Annotated in this window: 20 protein-coding genes and 1 tRNA gene; 13 read left to right on the forward strand and 8 right to left on the reverse strand. The window is 61.9% G+C overall.

Translation table 11 applies throughout. The annotated features are described in order from the left end of the window. Position 1: 1 nt before the first annotated feature. The 6 genes from E9677_RS05335 to E9677_RS05360 all read right to left on the reverse strand — a co-directional run bounded on the left by E9677_RS05335 (position 2) and on the right by E9677_RS05360 (position 7,063). Positions 2-730, reverse strand: a complete 729-nt coding sequence (locus E9677_RS05335) for an amino acid ABC transporter ATP-binding protein (protein ID WP_136557008.1) — start codon at positions 728-730, stop codon at positions 2-4. After that, complete coding sequence (locus E9677_RS05340) at positions 727-3,627, reverse strand: FAD-dependent oxidoreductase (RefSeq protein ID WP_235882852.1); 2,901 nt, start codon at positions 3,625-3,627, stop codon at positions 727-729. Before E9677_RS05340 ends, E9677_RS05335 begins: the two co-directional genes overlap by 4 nt. A gap of 20 nt (positions 3,628-3,647) precedes the next feature. Then, entirely contained in the window at positions 3,648-4,535 is an 888-nt protein-coding gene (locus E9677_RS25505; RefSeq protein ID WP_136557010.1) for a dihydrodipicolinate synthase family protein, read from the reverse strand. Between the two features lie 22 nt (positions 4,536-4,557). Further along, entirely contained in the window at positions 4,558-5,250 is a 693-nt protein-coding gene (locus tag E9677_RS05350) for an amino acid ABC transporter permease (protein ID WP_136557011.1), read from the reverse strand. Between the two features lie 170 nt (positions 5,251-5,420). Further along, positions 5,421-6,245: an ABC transporter substrate-binding protein gene (locus E9677_RS05355; protein WP_136557012.1), complete on the reverse strand. Its 825-nt coding sequence runs from the start codon at positions 6,243-6,245 to the stop codon at positions 5,421-5,423. A 176-nt stretch (positions 6,246-6,421) separates the two neighbouring features. Next, positions 6,422-7,063 carry a GntR family transcriptional regulator gene (locus E9677_RS05360; protein ID WP_136557013.1) on the reverse strand — a complete coding sequence of 214 codons (642 nt, stop codon included), beginning with the start codon at positions 7,061-7,063 and terminating at the stop codon, positions 6,422-6,424. Positions 7,064-7,187: 124 nt separating this feature from the next. On the opposite strand from E9677_RS05360, the gene E9677_RS05365 reads away from it, so the two are divergent. After that, positions 7,188-7,871, forward strand: coding sequence for a GntR family transcriptional regulator (locus E9677_RS05365; RefSeq protein WP_136557014.1), 684 nt, complete (start codon positions 7,188-7,190; stop codon positions 7,869-7,871). A 25-nt stretch (positions 7,872-7,896) separates the two neighbouring features. Here the strand turns inward: E9677_RS05365 and E9677_RS05370 are convergent, their stop codons facing one another. Next, positions 7,897-8,925: a phosphotriesterase family protein gene (locus E9677_RS05370; protein ID WP_168801123.1), complete on the reverse strand. Its 1,029-nt coding sequence runs from the start codon at positions 8,923-8,925 to the stop codon at positions 7,897-7,899. Positions 8,926-9,028: 103 nt separating this feature from the next. Here E9677_RS05370 and E9677_RS05375 point away from each other — a divergent pair, with 103 nt between their 5' ends. From E9677_RS05375 to E9677_RS05385, 3 genes are read left to right on the forward strand one after another with little or no spacing between them, the layout of a single operon-like run. Continuing rightward, positions 9,029-9,883 (forward strand): aspartate dehydrogenase domain-containing protein, encoded by an 855-nt coding sequence (locus E9677_RS05375; RefSeq protein ID WP_235882873.1) that lies wholly within the window; start codon positions 9,029-9,031, stop codon positions 9,881-9,883. Positions 9,884-9,893: 10 nt separating this feature from the next. After that, positions 9,894-11,216 (forward strand): M20/M25/M40 family metallo-hydrolase, encoded by a 1,323-nt coding sequence (locus E9677_RS05380; RefSeq protein ID WP_168801124.1) that lies wholly within the window; start codon positions 9,894-9,896, stop codon positions 11,214-11,216. A gap of 33 nt (positions 11,217-11,249) precedes the next feature. Then, positions 11,250-11,687, forward strand: a complete 438-nt coding sequence (locus E9677_RS05385; RefSeq protein WP_136557018.1) for a GlcG/HbpS family heme-binding protein — start codon at positions 11,250-11,252, stop codon at positions 11,685-11,687. 247 nt (positions 11,688-11,934) lie between these two features. On the opposite strand, the gene E9677_RS05390 is transcribed toward E9677_RS05385, so the two are convergent. Further along, positions 11,935-12,024, reverse strand: a tRNA-Ser gene (locus E9677_RS05390). Between the two features lie 222 nt (positions 12,025-12,246). On the opposite strand from E9677_RS05390, the gene E9677_RS05395 reads away from it, so the two are divergent. The 9 genes from E9677_RS05395 to deoC all read left to right on the forward strand — a co-directional run bounded on the left by E9677_RS05395 (position 12,247) and on the right by deoC (position 20,281). Beyond that, complete coding sequence (locus E9677_RS05395; RefSeq protein ID WP_235882853.1) at positions 12,247-12,537, forward strand: hypothetical protein; 291 nt, start codon at positions 12,247-12,249, stop codon at positions 12,535-12,537. Between the two features lie 192 nt (positions 12,538-12,729). Continuing rightward, the gene (msrA, locus tag E9677_RS05400) at positions 12,730-13,389 is read left to right on the forward strand and encodes a peptide-methionine (S)-S-oxide reductase MsrA (RefSeq protein WP_136557020.1); all 660 of its coding nucleotides are present in this window, start codon (positions 12,730-12,732) and stop codon (positions 13,387-13,389) included. Positions 13,390-13,645: 256 nt separating this feature from the next. Continuing rightward, complete coding sequence (locus E9677_RS05405; protein WP_136557021.1) at positions 13,646-14,638, forward strand: BMP family lipoprotein; 993 nt, start codon at positions 13,646-13,648, stop codon at positions 14,636-14,638. Between the two features lie 68 nt (positions 14,639-14,706). Further along, a complete protein-coding gene (locus tag E9677_RS05410) occupies positions 14,707-16,227 on the forward strand; it encodes an ABC transporter ATP-binding protein (RefSeq protein WP_136557022.1) in 1,521 nt (506 codons plus the stop codon). Between the two features lie 7 nt (positions 16,228-16,234). Beyond that, positions 16,235-17,338 (forward strand): ABC transporter permease, encoded by a 1,104-nt coding sequence (locus E9677_RS05415; protein WP_136557023.1) that lies wholly within the window; start codon positions 16,235-16,237, stop codon positions 17,336-17,338. Positions 17,339-17,348: 10 nt separating this feature from the next. After that, the gene (locus E9677_RS05420) at positions 17,349-18,320 is read left to right on the forward strand and encodes an ABC transporter permease (protein WP_136557024.1); all 972 of its coding nucleotides are present in this window, start codon (positions 17,349-17,351) and stop codon (positions 18,318-18,320) included. Between the two features lie 2 nt (positions 18,321-18,322). After that, positions 18,323-18,715: a cytidine deaminase gene (locus E9677_RS05425; RefSeq protein ID WP_102020612.1), complete on the forward strand. Its 393-nt coding sequence runs from the start codon at positions 18,323-18,325 to the stop codon at positions 18,713-18,715. Further along, entirely contained in the window at positions 18,712-19,518 is an 807-nt protein-coding gene (locus tag E9677_RS05430) for a purine-nucleoside phosphorylase (protein WP_136557025.1), read from the forward strand. Before E9677_RS05425 ends, E9677_RS05430 begins: the two co-directional genes overlap by 4 nt. Further along, positions 19,505-20,281: a deoxyribose-phosphate aldolase gene (deoC, locus tag E9677_RS05435; protein ID WP_408014678.1), complete on the forward strand. Its 777-nt coding sequence runs from the start codon at positions 19,505-19,507 to the stop codon at positions 20,279-20,281. Before E9677_RS05430 ends, deoC begins: the two co-directional genes overlap by 14 nt. The last annotated feature ends 3 nt before the right edge of the window (positions 20,282-20,284 follow it).

Consider the following 20,284-nt stretch of genomic DNA (forward strand, 5'->3'; position numbering starts at 1 on the left):
CTCAGTGATGCAAGATCTTGCTGAGGAAAGCCTCAGTGCGCGGATTGGTGTGGTTGTCGAAGAATTCGTCGGTCGGCAGGTCTTCGACGATTTCGCCCTGGTCGATGAAGACCACGCGGGTCGCGACCTTGCGCGCAAAGCCCATTTCATGGGTGACGACCATCATCGTCATGCCTTCGCGCGCGAGGCCCGTCATGACGTCCAGGACTTCGGAGATCATTTCGGGATCGAGTGCCGAGGTCGGCTCGTCGAACAGCATCGCCTTGGGGTTCATCGCCAAGGCGCGCGCAATCGCCACGCGCTGCTGCTGGCCGCCCGAAAGCTGGCCGGGATATTTGTGCGCATGGCCCGTCATGCCGACCCGATCAAGCAGATCCATGGCGCGTTTGCGGGCTTCGGTCTCGCTGCGATGCAAGACGATACGCTGGGCGAGCATGATGTTGTTTTCGATCGTCAGATGCGGAAAGAGCTCGAAGTTCTGGAAGACCATTCCGATGCGGGAGCGAAGGTCGGGCAGATCCGTCGAGGGATCGCTGACCTCGATGCCATCGACCCGGATCGACCCTTTTTGAATAGGCTCCAGTGCATTGACGCATTTGATGAGGGTGGACTTGCCCGAGCCGGATGGGCCGCACACGACGACAACCTCGCCCTTGGAGACGCGCGTGGAGCAATTCTTGAGTACGGCGTGGTGACCATAGTATTTGAAGATACCGTCGATCTCGATCATGGCTGCCCTCCTTGGAAGCGAGAAATGGAAAAGGCCGAAAGGTCGCGCGCCGGATCACGATCGCGGACCAGTGCTGCGGTCAACTGGCCGACGAGCGGCCCGAGTGTGTAACCGTTCGACGTGACGGCGTTGAAGAAGCCCGGCATGCCGGGATGCTGCCCCAGGATCGGAGCGCCATCGATATTGATGTTCATTGCCGCCCAGCTGCGGATGACATGCAGCTTGCGCAGGCCGGGAACGACGTGCTGGGCGACCCAAAGATTGCCTTCAAGGCTCGAAAACATCGGGCGCGGGTGGCTGTGAAATGGGTCGAGGCCCGCCGTCCATCCTCCGCCGATAAGGAAATTGCCGTTGGCGGCCTGTTTCAGCGTCAGGTGGCGATCAGCATGGGCGACGAGGTGACTGATTGCAGGCGCTGCTGCTTCCGTGACGACCATCTGCAGAGGCGCGCCGAAGACCGGTACGTTGAGACCAAGCATGGCGCCGATGCGCGACGCGAAGGCACCTGCGGCGTTGACAATCCGGCCGGCCCTGATGACACCGCGCGAGGTAGTGACGGCAAATCCGTCCGCCTCCCGATCGATCGACACGACCTCGGTTCGGTCGAAGACATGGGCGCCGGCTGCAATCGCGGCATCCTGGATATGGCGGGTGGCGACGAGCGGGTTGATCTTGCCTTCCTGGGGACAGTAGGAGGCGCCAATCATTGCCGGTGACAAGGCGGGCTCGAGCGCCTGAAGATCGTTCTTGCCGACGACATGGCAATCGATGCCATTGTCGCGCTCCAGACGCGTCTTGTCCTCCAGGAAGCGCATCTGCGCCTCCGTCTCGGCGACCATCAGGCCACCGGTGATCTTCATCTCGAAATCGACGCCGAGGCGGCCTTCCAGCGCTTGCCAGAGCGTGATGGAGTCCCTCTGCAAGGGCAGGCTGCGGGCGGCGGGACCGCCGCCCCCTTCGGCCCGCGTGCCGTGATCGAAGGAGAGGAGTTGCGCATGCAGGCTTCCGGCATTGCCGCCGGAGGCAAGGCCGCCGGGAAACCCGCGCTCCAGAACCACCACGTCCTCGCCGGCTTCGGCCAGGAAGAGAGCGGTCGAAAGTCCTGCGATCCCGCCCCCGATCACCACGACCGAAGCCTTTTTCAACGGAAGAGGCTCGGGGTGGGGAATGGGCGGGCGATCCGGGAGAAGAGCGCGCTTGTGTCCGCCCCATTCGGGCTTTTCGACGGCGAGTGACGCCAACGGCACCGGCCTCAGCGGAATTTGCGGCGCGAGAACGCCGACCGTCGCGCTGACCGGCTGCCCCGTCAAGGCGGTGAGCGTCGATGCGCAATAGCGCCCCTGGCAGCGGCCCATGCCGGCGCGCGTCAGTCTCTTGAGCGTGGCGATATCGGGGGGACCGTGTCTGGCCGCCTCTCGCAGCGTTCCCATGGACACGCTTTCACAGCGGCAGGCCAAGGCATCATCCGGCGGTAGCGACTTCGGCGTCGATGGTTCGAACAGCCGCCAAAGGGCTGCCTGGAAGGTCTTTGCCCGGCCGAGTTTCCTCGCAGCTGCGCGATCGGGCGTGGCTTCGAGCCCGAGCTGTGCCGCAGCGGCCAGGCCAGCCAGTCTGCCTTCCGCAAGCGCGACATGCGCACCGCCGAAGCGCACAGCCTCGCCGACGATATAGACATCGGGGAGCGAGCTCATTCCGGTGTCATCACAGACGGCGCGGAAGCGACCGTCCGGCTCCACAGTATGGGCGCAGCCGAGAAGGCGTGACAATTCGCTGGAAGAGGTGAAATCGCCGCCGAGCAACACCGTGTCGGCTTCGACGACGACCTCGCCGCCGGGGCCCGTCAGAATGGCCCTCTCGACGTGACCATCGCCACGCAGGGACGTGATCTGCGACTGCCATGCGATCTTGACGCCGGCGCGTTGCAGGCGCCCGAGCTCGCGCATGCCCTTGATCGCCAGGGCAGGATCATGCCGCAGAAGCCCGACGGCCTCGGCAGGCCTGCTCCATGGCGCGCGGGCGCGCTCCGCCAGGGCGACAATCTCGCCGCCTGCCTTGATGACTTCCGTCGCAACCTGAATGTTGAGTGGGCCGTTTCCGGCAATCAGGATGCGTCTGCCCGGCAATGTCCCGTAGCTTCGCAGAAGCGTCTGGGCCGCGCCGGCCGTCATGACGCCCGGCAAGGTCCAGCCGGGCACGGGCTGCGGCCGTTCATAGGCGCCGGTTCCAATCACCAGGACGCGCGGGCGGCAGTAGAAGGCGCCCTCGGGCCCGAGGCAGGAAATCACCGTCGCGGAATTCTCATCACGCGCCGCGCCCCAGACCGTGACGTCCGACAAGATGCGGACACCGAGCGACAGGGCCCGAGCGATCAGGTCCCGCCCATCAGCGGCCTGCCGGTCGTTTTCGAGGGCCTTGCGCGCGGTGGGCGTGTTGGGCTGCTTGTAGAATTGGCCACCCAGCGTGTGGCGTTCATCCAGGATGGTGACGGATGCACCGGCCTCGGCGGCTGCCACGGCCGCCGCAAGACCACCGGGGCCTGCCCCTACGACCAGCACATCGACGGCGAGTGTAGCAAGACGTTCCGGGACGGGTCGCAAATCCTCGAGGGTGGCTGCTGTAATATCCGGCCTGGATTGCTGCCTGTCGATGCGCATGCTATCCGCGACAGGTGTCATGCAGGATCGCTGGCTGGTTTTTCCGTCGATGGTCACCAGACAGTCGTTGCAGACGCCCATGCCGCAGAACAGGCCACGATTTGCGCCTGCGGCATCCGTCGAAAAGTCGGTGCGGCCGAGGCTCGTCAACGCGGCCGCAACGGACAGCCCCGGCTCGACGCTGAATCGCGTCCCATCAATGATGAGGGTCTGCTTTCCGTCTTCCGAGATCGAGGCTGTCATAGGGTTACTCCAACGCGCGTTTACTGGAACCGCAGTCCGTAACGCGCGACAAGGGCCTTCATCTCGGCATCTTGCGGAGCGGGGAGAGAAAGGCGCGGGGGAAGCGGTGAGCCTGCCGAGAAGCCCATATGGTTGAGCAGCGCCTTGGATCCTGCGACATAGGCCTGTCCACCGACCGCCTGGATGATCGGCAGCCATTCCAGATAGAGAGCGCGGGCTTCGTCGTACTTCTTTTCGTCGGCAGCGAGCGTAAAAATGCGTGCCATAACAGAAGGCGCGACATTCGACGCCACAGCCACCCAGCCCTCGGCTCCCATGACGAAGGATTCGAACCCGAGAATGCCACCGAACGGGGTCATCTTGTCTCCGGCCAGGCGGACGATGTCGCGAATGCGGGTGACTTCGAGGGTCGATTCCTTGACGTAGTCGCAACCCTCGATTTCCGCGATCCGGGCAAGAAGCTCAGGCTTGAGATCGACGTTGGAGGTTGCCGGATTGTTGTAGACCATGATCGGGATGGTGATGGAGGCGGCGATCGTCCTGTAGTGGTTGACGATCTCGTCATCCGTCGGCGTCGAGTAGAAGGGTGGAATGATCATGACGCCATCCGCGCCCAGGGCTTGAGCCTTGCGGCTGAGACGGACGGCTTCGCGGGTGTCCTCGGCGCCGGTGCCGATCAGAACCGGAACTCGGCCGGCGGCGGTCTCGATGACCGTGCGCGCCACAGCTTCCCAATCCTGCTCGGAGAGTGACAAAAACTCGCCGGTCGAGCCCAGCGGGATGAGACCATGGATACCTTCGCGGATCTGCCAGTCCGTAAAAGCGGTCAATGCCGGCAGGTTGACCTTGCCGTCTTCATCGACAGGCGTGATCATCACGGTGAAGACACCGCGAAACGTCTTGGACATAGAAATAATTCCCTTGTTGAAATCAGCGCTGTTCTGCGAGTTGGACGGGGGCCGTCGACTGGCCGAAACGCCGTTCGATGCGCCTCTGTATGAAGTCCCACACGGTTGTCAGCAGGAGGTAGTAGATGGCTGCAACGGCGAAGAGTTCGAGCACCATGAACTTCTCCTGGATGAGAACCTGTGTCCGGCGCAGCAGTTCTTCCATCGAGATCACCGATGTGACCGACGTCGTCTTGAGCAAGCCGTTCACGGAATTTCCGAGCGGCGGGATGATCACCTTGAAGGCCTGCGGCATCACGATGTAGCGCATGATCTTGCGCTCGGTCATGCCCAACGCCCTGGCCGCACGCGATTGCCCCTCGGGCACCGCCTCGATCCCGGCGCGGATGATTTCGGCAAGATAAGCCGCTTCATTCAACGCAAGACCGATCAGGGCGGCCTCCACGACAGAGAAGCGCAGCCCCATTTGCGGCAGGGCCGTGTAGATCACGATCAACTGCACCAAAAGCGGCGTGCCGCGGAAGATCCAGATGTAGAACCAACCCACGCTTCTGAGCAGGCGCAGCCTCGAGCGGCGCATCAGGGCGACGACGAAGCCGAGGATCAAACCTGCGACCAGCGACACGCAGGTCAACCAGATCGTGGTGACCACGCCACCGAGGATGAACGGATTGACGAGATAGTCGAAGAAGCCTGACCAACTCCAAAATGACATACCGGGGCCTTTCTAGATCGTTTTCGGCGAAGACGGGACGCCTTCGATGTTCCATCTCTGTTTTACGCTGTTCCTGACGCAAAACCGGCTTCCCACGTCAGCTGGATTGCTCCAGTGGTGGGGGTGTCGACGTTTGCCGACACCCGTTTTCGAGACTGGACTGCCGAGGATCAGCGACCCGGGCCCTTGACCGCGTAGTCACCGGCGACCATCGGCATCCCGTAGGCATCAAAGAGCTTTCCGAGCGAACCATCGGCTTTCATTTCCTGAAGAACGGTCGAAACCGCGTCCGAGAGCGCGACGCTCTTGAAGGCAACGGCAACAGGGGCAGGATAGAGACCGCTGATGGCGCGGCGGAAGTCACCGCGGGCATCATATTCCTTCGCGACACCGTCAATCGAGACGACGCCTTCAACCTGGCCTGCACGAAGCGCCTGATAGGCGAGCGCGAAGTTGTCGAAGGTCTGGATTGCAAGCCCTTCCTTGCCCGCAGCCTTCAGCTCCTCATCCAGAAGCCTCGTCTTGGTTTCCTCGAAGCCGCCGATTTCCACGCCAATGCGCATGCCGGCAAGATCTTCCTTGGCCTTGACGGCTTCATTATCGGTCGAGACCGAGATGCTGATCGCCTGGTCTTCGTAGGGGATCATCTGCATCATGGCTGCACGTTCGGGCGTGAAGAAGATGCCGGTATTGATCATGTCCCAGCGCCCGGCCTGAAGACCAGGGATCATCGCCGAAAACTCGATGCGAATATATTCCGGGGTGAGGCACAGGCGCTTGGCGATTTCCGTGCCCAGTTCGACGCGCATGCCCTTCAGCTCGCCCGTGGAATCCACGAACTGCAAGGGCGGCAGGGTGGGGTTCGTCGACATGACGAGGGTGCCGGGCTTGACGAGTTCGCTGTCGGCAACCTTGGGGGTGCAGGTCTGCGAATATGCGGAAACGGTGGTGGTGAGCAGCAGTCCGGCTGCAACGGAGACAATACGGAATGACATGAGAACCTCTGGTGTTTTTTGATCTTCTGGCGGACCAACCCTTGAATGTCTTGAGCTTCGCATTCAATTGGTATACCAATTTCATACACAAAATTTGCCCAACCGCAAGTCATTCGTGCCGGACAGGCGAAAATTCGATGACAATGCAGAAAACAGGCCGCCTCGGCGCCTGTCAGTCAGTAGGTCGAAAGAACGTTGCGACGGATATGTTCAAGATGCTGGGTCATTGCACTGCGGGCCGCCTCACCGTCGCGCTCGTTCAACGCCGTCAGGATGGCTTGGTGGTCCGCGAGGCCGGGCTTGCGCTGTGCCAGTTTGCGCTGGCGCTCGAAGATTGTCGTGTATCGCCGCATCTGGCCGATGATATCCGCCAGGAACCGATTACCGCTCGCCGAGGCGATCCCATTGTGAAGGGCGTCATCGAATTCCCAGATGAATGCCGGCGCTGGATCCGGGTCTGCATCGATCGCCTCCAGCATGCCGCGCAAGGTCTGAAGCGTCTCCGTGGAAATCGCGTTGCATGCCTGGGCAGCTGCGCTCGGCTCGATCAGGAGGCGCACGGCAATGCTGTTCAGGTAATCGGCCAGGGTGATGACCTTCACCGTCAGCACGCCCTTGGCATTGCGAACCAGAAGTCCCTGCCCTTCGAGGCGGCCGAGCGCATCGCGCATCGGCGACCGGGACACGCCCAGGCGCAGGGCAAGGCGGCGCTCCTGGATGACGGCGCCTCCGCTCAGTTGCGCCGACAGAATTTCTTCGAGCAAGCTCCTGTAGGTTTCGTCCGCAAGACTTCGGTCAGCCGTGGCGGCTTCGTCCATTTGTCGTCCACTCCAAGCCATTTGACATCCAAGCCCGGTATGGACCATGGCTTGTCGCAAGAAAACCCTTTAGGCAAATATCGAGGGATCAAAGCACCATGAGGGCTTGGAGGCCAGATGCATCGTGACTGAGGCTGATGCACATCTCGAAATCGGCAGGACGGCAAAGGAAGGCGGCCACAAGTTGGCGGCCCTCGCCTACAATGCCGTGTCCGACATGATCCGGCATAGGCGCCTTGGAGGCGGGCACGTGATCGTGGAAGCACGCCTTGCCGAGACCCTTGGCGTCTCACGTACGCCATTGCGCGAAGCCCTGCAAAGGCTCGAAGGCGAAGGGCTGGTTCACAAGGGAGACGGGCGCAACTACGTCGTCCGCCATGTGGATATCGGCGAGTATATCCAGAGCCTGAAGTTGCGTCTCCTCATCGAGCCCCAAGCCGCAGTCGAGGCCATGAACAATATCCCGGGTCGCAAGCTCGTCGAAGTTCATCGCGAGATCGACGAACTCATGGGGGCGACCGCCTACCATACCGACGCACACTGGTTCTCGGACGATCACCTGCACAATCTGATTATCGACTATTGCGGCAACGAAGTTATGGCGGGCGTCCTTCGCAGCCTCAGGGCGACGACCCGGCTGTTCGAGATTGGCCAGCTCAAGGATCGCCTGAAACCCGACTCCACCGAACATCTCGTCATCATCGACGCCTTGCAGCGAAAGGATCCCATCGCTGCGCATCATGCAGTGGCGGCCCATATCGAGAGCCTCATCGCCTTTGCCCGAATGCACATCGTGATCAACGAGTAAATCGGGCAGGCTCGGGCGCAGGCCATCAGGCCAGGGTGAGGAGGCGCGCCGGCGTCTCGACGAGGAGCATGTCTATCTCCGCCGGACTGAAGCCGCGATCGCGCATCAGAGGGATCACATTGGTCATGATGTGACCATAGCCGTGCCCGCCATAGGACTGCAGCCGCGAGCGCGTACAGATATCCTGCGATATCACCACATTGGACCCGAGGCCCGCCTCGAAGAGCCGTCTTATGTCATAGATGCGCATCCAGTCCGTGGGCAGATCGGCTTGGCCCAGCCAGTATCGTGACTGTTCGATACCGAAAAAGTCGTATTCGACGACACAGCCGCGACTTGCCAGCGCAAGCACCTGCTCTACGCTGGTATAGGTGCGCTCCATGTGGTCGATGATGGTGCGCGTCAGATCTGCACCGGCGCGTTCAAGGATATCGAGGATCTGCCCGGGCGCTTCCGGGTGGCGGCCGGGATGCACGGTAATCGATGCGCCCGTCTGTCTCTGGGCCAGAGCCGCCGCCTGCAAGGATCGCATCTCAAAGAGTGTCAACGGCCATGAGCAGCCGATTTCGCCGATGATGCCGCAACGCACATCCGTTCCCCATGCACCCTCGGTCAACTGCGCGACCATGATCTCACCGAGCTGTTCCGCATCGAGGCGCAGCGTCTGCTCGTCCTGATAGGGTTCGGTATAAAAGCCGGCGCCGAGAACGATGTTGACGCCGGTATCTTCGCTGATCCTTCGCAAACGAAGGGGATCGGGCTCCAGGCCACCTGTCGTCATCTCGACGATCGTTCCTCCGCCCTGCCCGGCATATCGGCCGACCTCCCTCAGCGCGATATCGACATCCTGCAATCGGTGGTTTCCCGGGTAATCATTCGGCCGATAGGTGACGTCGAACACATTCTCGAGCGTTATCACCACCTCGTCTTCGGCCGGCACCCGTTTCGATTTCGACGTGAGATCGCAGAGAATATGCTCGTGCATCAGCGTCTTGCCGAGTTCTCCCGTATCGACAAACCCACTCACCGTTTGCACCTTGCCGTTTCCGATCACACCCAGCCTCCATCTTGCACCACGCATAATAGTGGTATACCACAAAAATACAAATGTGCATCCATTGAGATGCCGTGGGAGACATTTAGGAGGGGGCTCGGTGATGGAGAGGGCAGGAACTGGCGTTCATCGTTCCGGAGGCGTCAACCATGGGCGGTCCGACCGCCTGGGGATCATTGGCTTCGGAGCCATCGGGCGCCGCCTCGCCAGCTTCTTCGCCACGACAGAGGACGGCCCGAGAACCCTTGCTCTCCTAGTACGCGACCACCAGCGCGATGCAGCCAGCGCTCTGGTTCCGGAGGCTCAGGTCTGTACCGACTTGCAGCACTTTCTCGATGTCGCCCCGACTGTCGCTGTCGAATGCGCATCCGCCACCGCATTCGGCGCATGCGGCCCGCACGTGCTCGAAGCCGGTTGCGATCTCATTCCGTTGTCTCTGGGCGCTTTCGTGGATCGGGCGACGGAACGCCGCCTGCTCGACGCCGCCGCCAGGGGACCGGGGCGGCTCGAGATCGCCGCGGGCGCCCTCGGCTCCATTGGCTTCCTCGCCGCAGCGCGGGAGCATGAGCTCGACCGCGTGACGATCACCATCGGCTATCCGATCGAACGCTGGAGGGCCATGGGCGCGGACCGCTTCATCGACCTGGATCAGGTGCGATTGCCGACACCGTTCCTTGAAAGTGACGCCCGAAACGTCGCGACACTTTTCCCGGGGCATCTCAACGTCGTCACGGGTGCGAGCCTGGCAGGGCTCGGGCTCGATCGCACGCATGTGGCTCTCGTGGCCGATCCGACCGTGAGCCAGGCGTGGTTCCAAGTGGAGGCATCCTCCGCCTCCGGTCCCGTTCGCATGCAGATAGGCGGTCGAGACGCAGCGGTGGACGCCGACCCGATAGACTACACCACCTTCTCCGTCATCCGCCTTCTCAAGAGGCGCTGCGCATCTCTGGCAATCTAGGAGCATGGCCATGCACGACATCACCGCCCGGATCTGGGCCGAGGCGCAGAAGACCCGCGAGGAGATCATCTCGGATCTCAGAGATTTCATCGCCGCCGGCGAAGGCGGCGAGGACGGCATTCAAGATCTCTTCTGCCGGAAGGCCGAGGCTCTCGGATGCGACATCACATCCAGCAGCTACCATCCGACGGATGTGGTTTTGGTCGAAGAGTTCGCCGGCAGCGCTGCGATCGATCCGCAGGAGCGCATCAGCGTGGTGGCGCATGCGAAGGCTGGCGGCAAGGGTCGCAGCCTGATCCTGTTTGCCCACCCCGACTGTGAGAAATTCGTCGATGACCAGGGCTGGGCCCATGACCCGTTCAAGGGCGAGATCATCGACGGAAAGCTGTATGGCTGGGGCGTTGCCGACGACCTGTCCGGCATCGCTGCCGGACTGCAGGCCATCGCACTGCTGCATGCTCTCCGCATCCGTCCCGCCGCCGACGTCTATGTGGCGAGCACGCCAAGCAAGAGACACGCGCGGGGCGTTTCGCATCTGCTACAAAAAGGGCTGCAGGCGGATGCGGCCGTCTATCTTCATCCGGCCGAATCCGGCGTCGGCCTGCAGGAAATCAAGGGCTTCACCTCTGGCCAGATCGAGTTCCGCATCGAGATCGCGGGGCTGGCGCCCCCCACGACCGAACCCCATCAGACGGCCTTCGCCCACAAGGGCATCAATGCCATCGACAAAGCCTACCTCATCTGGGGGGCCCTCAAGCGGCTGGACGAGGAACGCTCTGCCACCGTGCGGCATCCGGCGCTCGACGCCGAAATCGGCCGGTCCACGAATCTGATGGTGTCGCATATCGACGCCGGCAGTGCCTCGCGCCTGACCCGCGGCGCAGACCGGTGCATATTGGGAGCAGCACTCTCCTTTCCGCCGACGGAAACGCTGGAATCGGTGCGCCTCGCGATCGAGACAGCCGTTGCACAGGCGGCGGCAAAGGACGCCTGGTTGAGCCTTCATCCCCCGAAGTTCATCTGGGATTCCGGCGTTGCCGGCGCTGAAACCGTATCCGAGCACGACCTGGTGACCTCAGCCATGGCGGCGATCCAGTCCGTGTCCGGCGTCAGGCCGTGGATCAATCCCATGCATACGGGCTCCGACATTCGCAATCCGATCGTCCAGAAGGCGATACCGACCATCGGACTGGGACCGCGCTGCGGAAATCTCGCTCAAAACGGCGCCCTCGACGAGTGGGTCGATGCGGACGACCATGTAAGGTTCGTGGCCGCAACGGCAATGATCATAGCCACGTGGTGCGGCCTCGAGCCAGTCCCCGCCAACGTGTAGACTTGCCGAACCAAAACACACAAGGAGAGAAGAATGCTGACAATCAAGCGCCTGAGCCTGGCGGACGCCCGCATCCTGATCGAGGGTGCCCGCAAGAAGGCCGAGGACATCGGAGTTCCGATGTGCATCGCGGTGACCGACGAATCCGGCCAGTTGATCGCGTTCGAACGCATGGACGGAGGCAAGATCACCAGCACCATCATTGCCCAGGACAAGGCCTATACTGCCGCCGGCGCCAAGCGGACGACGGAGAGCTACGGGATCGCCAGCCAACCGGGAAGTGCAGCATACGGCATCAACACGGCTATAGGTGGCCGCCTGACGATCGTCGGCGGTGGCCTTCCCGTGATCGTCGACGGAGACGTCGTCGGCGGCATCGGCCTCAGCTCAGGAACGCCGGCGCAAGACACCGAATGCGCCCAAGCTGGTATCGAGCATTTCCTGAGAAGTGTTGCGACCGATCCTGCCTGAGACCATTTGAAAGCACTCAGTCCTTTGACGGGCTCTTGTCTGGACGCCGGACGCCGCCTTTCGCAAGCTAGAGAGCATGCAATAGGCTGGCGCCAGCGTCCCAAGGACCCCACGTCGCCAAACGCCGCAACGATCGGCATACCGGCGATTTATGGGAACTGAGAAAAACAGGCCGGAAATGGCGTGTCGATCCAACAACGGCTCGCTCGGAGCCGTTTATGAAACGGTGTTATTGCATGAGATAAGATGGCGGACAGGGTGGGATTCGAACCCACGGTACGCTTTCACGCACACACGCGTTCCAGGCGTGCGCCTTAAACCACTCGGCCACCTGTCCAGGGGGATCGCGGGGAAAAAACCACCGCGGTTGGTCGGGCGCGATATATACCGATGAATTCCGGCGGATCAACCGAAATCTATCAGAATTTTGACATCGGCCGACAATTCCCTATCTATAAGGCCGGGTCCCTATCTATAAGGCCGGGCGCGGCGGGCTGGAGGCCGTGCCGAGCTTCCGCCGGAGACATTGGTCGTGCGATTCCTGTTCAGGATCTTGAGTTTGCTTGCGCTTTGCGTCGGCGTCGTGTTCGGCGTCGTGGATTCGATCGCGTCGGTTTCAGCGTCGCAGGTCATCATGACACCCCTCTCGGAGGCCTGGATCGACGCCCATCCGGGCTCGCTCATGGCGCTCGAAGGACTGGTGGAGGCGCGGCTCGGCGATGGCGCATGGCTTGCGCTGCGCGACGTGGTTCTGCCGCAGCCGGCGTCTGCCGCGTTTCTAGTGCTGTCGCTGGTATTCTGGATGATCGGCTACAAGAAGCCTTCGCCGGCCGGGCGTTTCGCCGCCTGACCGGATTGCGACCGCCGCGAAAGGCGCAAGCCGCGCAGGGCGTCGGAATGGCCGAACTGTAAGTTTCGGGCGGTTGCCCCGACAAACAACACATGCACTGGAATTGCCACCGACGTGGCGTCCGGCACTCCGTCTCAAGGCGGAACTTCACACAACAAGAATGGGCCGACGTGCGGCCTCAGGAGGTAACAAATGTTCCTGATCGACATGTTCAACAAGAAGACGGCCATGCCGACCGCAGAAAACGCCCTGCCCGGCCGGGCAGAGCCAATCCCGACGGCAGCAACCCATTTCATCTCCGGACTGCCGCTCAAGGGACCGACGCCTGACGGCATGAAGACCGTCTATCTCGGCATGGGCTGCTTCTGGGGCGCCGAACGGCTGCTCTGGCAGACGCCCGGCGTCTATCTGACCGTCTCCGGCTATCAGGGTGGGATCACGCCCAATCCAACCTATCAGGAAACCGTGACGGGTCTGACCGGCCATACCGAAGTGGTGAAGCTGGTCTACGAGCCTGCGAAAATCTCGTTGGAAGGACTGCTGAAGATCTTCTTCGAGGCACATGACCCGACCCAGGGCATGCGCCAGGGCAACGATATCGGCACCACCTATCGCTCGGCCATCTATGTCGAGAACGAAGAGGACATGGCGGTTGCCTTGGCCATTCGCGACCGGTTCCAGGAAGCTCTGGTCAAGGCCGGGCGCAACAGCCGGGTGACAACGGAGATCGCCCATGCCGGGCCGTTCTACTATGCGGAAGACTATCACCAGCAGTATCTGGCGAAGAACCCGAACGGCTATTGCGGCTTGCGCGGGACGGGTGTCTCCTGCCCGATCGAGCCCGCAGCCTGAGGGCAAATGCCCAAAGCGGCAGCATAAATCCCATTGATCTGACTGATTTTTCAGCGCCCGGCGCTGAAAAATCAGCAGGCTTGTGAATCTTTACCAGATGAAAAAAATCTGGTGAATTTTCGTACCAGCCATGCAAGGATGAAAGCCAGCCAGGACCTCCGGAACAGGGGGCGGCGGTTCCGCAGACATGTCTTTCTCTTCAGGAAAGGCTTGCGGGAGGACCCAACAAGATCAATAGAAACAACAGGGCTGCACCATGAAGAAAACCCTCCTCAGTCTCTTTGCATTGGCCGCGATGTCGGCGACCGCGCTTGCGGCCGATGTCAAGCCGGCGCTGGTCTACGGCACGGGCGGCAAGTTCGACAAGTCGTTCAACGAAGCTGCTTACGGTGGCGCCGAGAAGTTCAAGGCCGAAACCGGCATCGACTATCGCGACTTCGAGCCGACCAGCGACACCCAGGGCGAACAGGCGATCCGTAACTTCGCTTCGCGCGGCTTCAACCCGATCGTCGCCGTTTCCTTTGCCTGGACGTCTGCCGTCGAGAAGGTCGCCGCAGAATTCCCCGACACCCAGTTCGTGATCGTCGACTCGGTCGTCGACAAGCCGAATGTCCGCTCTGTCGTCTACAAGGAAGAAGAAGGTTCGTACCTCGTCGGCCTGCTGGCCGGCATGGCATCGACCACCGGCAAGGTCGGCTTCGTCGGCGGCATGGACATTCCGCTGATCCGCAAGTTCGCCTGCGGCTACGAGCAGGGCGCACGCGCTGCCAACGCCGACATCCAGGTCTTCCAGAACATGACCGGCACGACGGGCGCTGCCTGGAACGACCCGGTTCGCGGCGGTGAGCTGACCAAGAACCAGATCGACCAGGGTGCTGACGTCGTTTACGCGGCAGCCGGCGCCACCGGTCTCGGCGTTCTGCAGACTGCTGCCGACAACGGCAAGCTGTCGATCGGCGTCGATTCCAACCAGAACCACCTGCATCCGGGTTCGGTCCTGACGTCCATGGTCAAGCGCGTCGACCTCGCCGTCTACAACGCCTATGCCGATTCCAAGGGCGACAAGTTCACCCCCGGCCTGCAGGTTCTCGGCGTGGCACAGGAGGGTGTTGCCTATGCGCTCGACGACAACAATGCCAAGCTGATCACCGAAGAGATGAAGGCTGCCGTCGAGAAGGCCAAGGCCGACATCGCCGCCGGCACCGTGAAGGTCCACGACTACATGTCGGACAATTCCTGCCCGAAGTGATTTGAGAAACGGGCGCAGGACGGCTCCATTGTCGTCTTGCGCCCTTATTGTATGTCTGGGGGACCGGAATGAGTGCAACGAACCAGGCACCAGCGATCGAACTGATCGGCATCGACAAGAAGTTCGGTGCGGTGCATGCCAACAAGAACATCAATCTGACGGTCGCCAAGGGCTCCATCCACGGCATCATCGGTGAAAACGGCGCAGGAAAATCGACGCTGATGTCGATCCTCTACGGCTTCTATCAGGCCGACCAGGGATCCATCCAGATCGACGGCAAGCCGATTACGATCAAGGACAGCCAGGCCGCCATCCATTCCGGGATCGGCATGGTGCATCAGCACTTCATGCTGGTTGAAAATTTCTCGGTGCTCGAAAACCTGATGCTCGGCGCCGAAGGCGGTGTCCTACTCGGCAAGGGCACGGATGCTGCGCGCGCATCACTGAAGAAGCTGGAAGAAGATTACGAACTGGAAGTGGATCCCGACGCGATCGTCGAGGAACTTCCCGTTGGTCTGCAGCAGCGCGTGGAAATCCTGAAGGCGCTCTATCGCGGCGCCGAGATCCTCATCCTCGACGAGCCCACGGGCGTTCTCACACCGGCCGAAGCCGATCACCTGTTCAAGATCCTCGGCGTGCTGCGCGACCAGGGCAAGACGGTCATCCTGATCACCCACAAGCTGCGCGAGATCATGGCGATCACCGACACGGTGTCCGTCATGCGCCGCGGCGAAATGGTTGCAACCCGCAAGACGTCGGAAACGACCGTCGAGGAACTCGCCGAGCTGATGGTCGGCCGCCGCGTGCTGCTGCACGTGGAGAAGAAGCCGGCCAATGCCGGCGAGATCTTCCTCTCGGTGCGCAACCTGACCGTCAAGGACAGCCGAGGCGTCGTCATGGTCGACAACGTCTCCTTCGACGTGCGATCGGGCGAGATCGTCGGGATTGCGGGCGTGGCTGGCAACGGCCAGAGCGAGCTTCTCGAAGCGATCACCGGGATCCGCAAGCCGACTGCAGGTGAAATCTGGATCAATGGTCAGAACGTGGCCGGTCTCGACCCGGCTGAGCTGCGTGGCATAGGCGTCGCGCATATTCCGGAAGACCGCCACCACATGGGTCTCGTGCTGCCCTTCGAGGAGAGCCAGAACGCGATCCTCGGCTATCACCGCGACGAGCGCTACGGGAAGGGCTGGTTTCTCAACCCCGACCTGATGCGCAAGGCGGCGGTCGAGGAAATCGAGAAATACGATATCCGTCCGCCGAACCCGCGGCTGAAGACCGCCAACTTCTCGGGCGGCAACCAGCAGAAGATCGTCGTTGCCCGCGAAATCGAGCGCGACCCGAAGCTTTTGATTGTCGGTCAGCCGACCCGCGGCGTCGATATCGGTGCGATCGAGTTCATTCACAAGCGGATCGTCGAGACGCGCGACGCCGGCAAGGCCGTGCTGCTCGTCTCCGTCGAACTCGACGAGATCCGCTCGCTTTCCGACCGTATTCTGGTGATGTTCGCCGGCAAGGTCGTTGGCGAGAAGACGCCTGATACAGGCGAACAGACACTCGGCCTGATGATGGCCGGCATTGCCGCTTGAGGATTTGATGAGCACTGCATCCGTACCACTTCCAAACTGGATCAATTATGCGCTGCTGCCGCTGATCAACCTCACGCTCGCCTTCCTTGTGTCGGGCCTCGTGGTCTGGATCATCGGGGAAAATCCGTGGGAGGCTCTCAAGCTGATGATCGAGGGCGCGCTCGGAAGCGGCGAGGGCATCGGCTTCACGCTGTTTTATGCGACGAGTTTCATTTTCACCGGCCTTTCGGTGGCGGTCGCCTATCATGCGGGCCTGTTCAATATCGGCTCGGAAGGCCAGGCCTATCTGGGTGGCCTGGGTGCTGCACTCGCAGCACTTGCGCTTGACCACTATATGCCGTGGTATGTCACCATGCCCTTCGCGATCATGGCGGCCGCCCTTTTCGGCGCTGCCTGGGCCTTCATCCCGGCTTGGCTGCAGGCCAAGCGCGGCAGCCATATCGTCATCACAACGATCATGTTCAACTTCATCGGCGCGGCACTGATGGTTTACCTGCTGGTCAACGTGCTGATCGTGCCGGGCAAGATGGCGCCAGAGACCCGCACCTTCCTCGAAGGCGGCCAGCTGCCGAAGCTCGACTGGCTGATCGGGATGTTCGGCGGCACGCTCGGACCTGCACCCTTCAACGTATCGTTCCTGATCGCGCTCGTCATGTGCGTGCTGGTCTGGGTGCTGATCTGGCGCACCAAACTCGGTTTCGAGATGCGAACGCTCGGGATCAGCCGGTCGGCGGCCGCCTATGCCGGCATTCCCTATGTAAAGATCGTCATGATCACCATGCTGATCTCAGGGGGCCTTGCCGGCATGATGGCGCTCAATCCGGTGCTCGGGGCGTCTGCCCGCCTGCAGGTGGAATTCGTGGCCGGCGCCGGTTTCGTCGGGATCGCGGTCTCGCTTATGGGGCGCAACCATCCGCTCGGCATCGTGCTCGCCGCCATCCTGTTCGGCATTCTCTATCAGGGTGGAGCCTGGCTCTCCTTCGATATGCCGAACATCACCCGCGAGATGATCGTGGTCATCCAGGGTCTCGTGATCCTGTTTGCCGGCGCGCTCGAATTCATGTGCCGCCCGATGATCGTGCGCATCTACCTGACACTGACAAAGGCCTGAGGACGCGACCATGGAATCTTTCGACATGCTCATCAGCATCCTTGGCTCGACGATCCGTCTGTCGATCCCGCTGATCCTGGCGGCCCTTGCCGGCCTCTATTCCGAACGGGCCGGCGTCTTCGACATCGGCCTCGAGGGCAAGATGCTGGCAGCGGCATTTGCAGCCGCTTGCGTGGCCTATCTCACCGGCTCCGCATGGCTCGGTCTTTTCTCCGGCATCGCAATATCGCTGGTTTTCTCGTTGATCCACGGCTTCGCCTCGATCACCAATCGCGGCAACCAGATCATCTCGGGCGTGGCGCTCAACTTCGTCGCCGCCGGCCTGACGGTCGTGCTGGGGCAGGCCTGGTTCGGCCAGGGTGGGCGTACGCCGCAGGTGTCGGGCGAAGGACGGTTTTCGCCGATCATCCTGCCGGGTGCGGACATGATGCGCGAGATCCCCTTCATCGGGCCGCTCTATTCGAACGTCATCTCTGGCAACAACATCCTGACCTATATCGCCTTCCTCGCCGTACCCATCTCGTGGTGGGTGCTCTATCGCACGCGGTTCGGCCTGCGGCTCCGCGCCGTCGGCGAAAATCCAGGTGCTGTCGATACTGCCGGCATCTCGGTGACTTTCTTGCGTTACCGGGCCGTGCTGATGGCCGGCCTGCTCTGCGGCATCGCCGGGACATATCTCGCGATCGCCCAGTCGGCGGCCTTCATCAAGGACATGTCGGCCGGCAAGGGCTTCATCGCGCTTGCAGCACTGATTTTCGCCAAGTGGAAGCCGGTGCCGGTGATGTTTGCCTGCCTGCTGTTCGGCTTCCTCGATGCCCTCTCCAACTTCATGCAGGGCAAGTCGATCCCTGTCATCGGTGAAGTGCCGGTGCAGCTTTTCCAGGCCCTGCCCTATATCCTGACCTGTATCCTGCTTGCAGGCTTCATCGGCGCTGCCAATCCGCCGAAGGCCGGCGGCGTCGCGTACTCCAAGGAGCGTTGATCATGGCGCATGATCTTTTCGAAGCGGCGCGCGACGCGATGAAGTTCGCGCATGCGCCCTATTCCAAGTTCCCGGTTGGGGCTGCGATCCGTGCCGATGACGGTCGCATCTATACCGGCGCCAATATCGAGAACCTCTCCTTCCCGCAGGGCTGGTGTGCCGAGCCGACGGCGATCGGCTGCATGATCATGGGCGGGGGCAAAAAGATCATCGAGATGGCCGTGATTGCCGAGAAGCTGGCGCTTTGCCCGCCCTGCGGCGGTTGCCGGCAGAAGATCTCGGAATTCGCATCCGCCGACACCAAGATCTTTCTCTGCGACGAAGTGGGCGTGCAGAAGACCATGACGATGGACGAACTGCTGCCACTCAGCTTCAAGACGGACATCCTCGGATGAAGGCCGCCGTGGATCTGCTCGTCGAGCGTCTGAACGGGCTCATGCCGCGGTTCGGCATCGTTCTCGGCTCCGGCCTGGGATCGCTGGTGAACGAGGTTCGCGACGCCGTTCGTGTGCCCTATTCCGATCTGCCGGGATTTCCCTTGAGCGGCGTGTCCGGCCATGCGGGCGAGATCGTTGCCGGTTATCTGGGCCGCACGCCCGTCATCATGCTTGCCGGACGCATGCATTACTACGAGCATGGCGATGCGAATGCGATGCGCAAGCCGATCGAAGTGCTGATGGGGCTCGGCGTGAAGTCGCTGATCCTCACCAATGCGGCCGGATCGCTGCGCGAGGACATGGCCCCGGGTTCGGTCATGCAGATCACCGATCACATCAACTTTTCTGGCAAGAACCCACTGATCGGCGAGCCGAGTGACGGGCGCTTCGTCGGCATGACCTCGGCCTATGATGCCGAGCTGCAGGCCGCCATGCGGGCAGCTGCTGAAGCAGAAGATGTGCCGCTCTCGCAGGGCGTCTATATGTGGTTCTCGGGCCCGAGCTTCGAGACGCCGGCGGAGATCCGCATGGCGCGTGTTCTGGGCGCTGATGCCGTCGGCATGTCAACCGTGCCGGAGGTCATTCTCGCCCGTTTCTATGGCCTGAGGGTTGCAGCCGCCTCTGTGATCACCAATTACGGGGCAGGCATGACCGGTGGCGAACTGAGCCACGAAGAAACCAAGGACATGGCGCCGATCGGCGGCAAACGTCTGGCCACCATCCTGAAACGGATGATCGGCGGAGGAAATGACATTGGATAATCAAGAACTGCGCGCTGTCGCTTCGCGGGCGCTTTCGCTGCTCGACCTCACCAACCTGAAGGACGACTGCACGCCCGAGCAGATTGTGACGCTGTGCGGACGCGCCCAGAGCGCCTTTGGCCCAACGGCTGCGATCTGCATCTGGCCACGCTTCGTGATGCAGGCGCGAACCCTGCTTGGCCCCGACAGTCCGATCCGGATTGCGACCGTCGTCAACTTCCCTTCGGGCGAGATGAAGACGGAGGACGTGCTGGCGGAGACGCGGGATGCCGTGGCTGATGGTGCCGATGATATCGACCTCGTGATCCCTTACCGGGCGCTCGCCAACGGCGACGAGAAGGCCGTGACGGACATGGTTTCGGCGGTCAAGGGCGCCTGCGGCCCGGCGATCCTGAAGACGATCCTGGAAACGGGTGAGCTCAAGGATATCTCGCTGATCCGCCGCGCCTCCGATCTTTCTATTGCGGCCGGTGCGGATTTCATCAAGACGTCGACCGGCAAGGTCGGCGTGAACGCGACGCTGGAAGCAGCCGACATCATGCTTCAGGCGATCCGCGACAGCCGCAAGAAGGTGGGCTTCAAGCCGGCCGGCGGCATTTCGACGGTCGCGGATGCGGGCCATTACCTGAGGCTCGCCGATACGATCATGGGTGAGGACTGGGTGATGCCGTCGACCTTCCGCTTCGGCGCTTCCGGCCTGCTCGACGATATCATCGCCGTGCTCTCGGGCGAGCGCTCGACGGCTGCGGCATCGGGATATTGAGCC

The organism is Peteryoungia rhizophila (genome assembly GCF_004912145.1).
Taxonomy (GTDB): Bacteria; Pseudomonadota; Alphaproteobacteria; order Rhizobiales; family Rhizobiaceae; genus Allorhizobium; species Allorhizobium rhizophilum.

Coding starts and splice junctions, on each gene's coding strand:
- E9677_RS05335 (WP_136557008.1), bottom strand. CDS start 730: ATGATCGAGATCGACGGTATCTTCAAATACTATGGTCACCACGCCGTA.
- E9677_RS05340 (WP_235882852.1), bottom strand. CDS start 3,627: ATGACAGCCTCGATCTCGGAAGACGGAAAGCAGACCCTCATCATTGAT.
- E9677_RS25505 (WP_136557010.1), bottom strand. CDS start 4,535: ATGTCCAAGACGTTTCGCGGTGTCTTCACCGTGATGATCACGCCTGTC.
- E9677_RS05350 (WP_136557011.1), bottom strand. CDS start 5,250: ATGTCATTTTGGAGTTGGTCAGGCTTCTTCGACTATCTCGTCAATCCG.
- E9677_RS05355 (WP_136557012.1), bottom strand. CDS start 6,245: ATGTCATTCCGTATTGTCTCCGTTGCAGCCGGACTGCTGCTCACCACC.
- E9677_RS05360 (WP_136557013.1), bottom strand. CDS start 7,063: ATGGACGAAGCCGCCACGGCTGACCGAAGTCTTGCGGACGAAACCTAC.
- E9677_RS05375 (WP_235882873.1), top strand. CDS start 9,029: ATGGAGAGGGCAGGAACTGGCGTTCATCGTTCCGGAGGCGTCAACCAT.
- E9677_RS05380 (WP_168801124.1), top strand. CDS start 9,894: ATGCACGACATCACCGCCCGGATCTGGGCCGAGGCGCAGAAGACCCGC.
- E9677_RS05385 (WP_136557018.1), top strand. CDS start 11,250: ATGCTGACAATCAAGCGCCTGAGCCTGGCGGACGCCCGCATCCTGATC.
- msrA (WP_136557020.1), top strand. CDS start 12,730: ATGTTCCTGATCGACATGTTCAACAAGAAGACGGCCATGCCGACCGCA.
- E9677_RS05405 (WP_136557021.1), top strand. CDS start 13,646: ATGAAGAAAACCCTCCTCAGTCTCTTTGCATTGGCCGCGATGTCGGCG.
- E9677_RS05410 (WP_136557022.1), top strand. CDS start 14,707: ATGAGTGCAACGAACCAGGCACCAGCGATCGAACTGATCGGCATCGAC.
- E9677_RS05415 (WP_136557023.1), top strand. CDS start 16,235: ATGAGCACTGCATCCGTACCACTTCCAAACTGGATCAATTATGCGCTG.
- E9677_RS05420 (WP_136557024.1), top strand. CDS start 17,349: ATGGAATCTTTCGACATGCTCATCAGCATCCTTGGCTCGACGATCCGT.
- E9677_RS05425 (WP_102020612.1), top strand. CDS start 18,323: ATGGCGCATGATCTTTTCGAAGCGGCGCGCGACGCGATGAAGTTCGCG.
- E9677_RS05430 (WP_136557025.1), top strand. CDS start 18,712: ATGAAGGCCGCCGTGGATCTGCTCGTCGAGCGTCTGAACGGGCTCATG.
- deoC (WP_408014678.1), top strand. CDS start 19,505: ATGACATTGGATAATCAAGAACTGCGCGCTGTCGCTTCGCGGGCGCTT.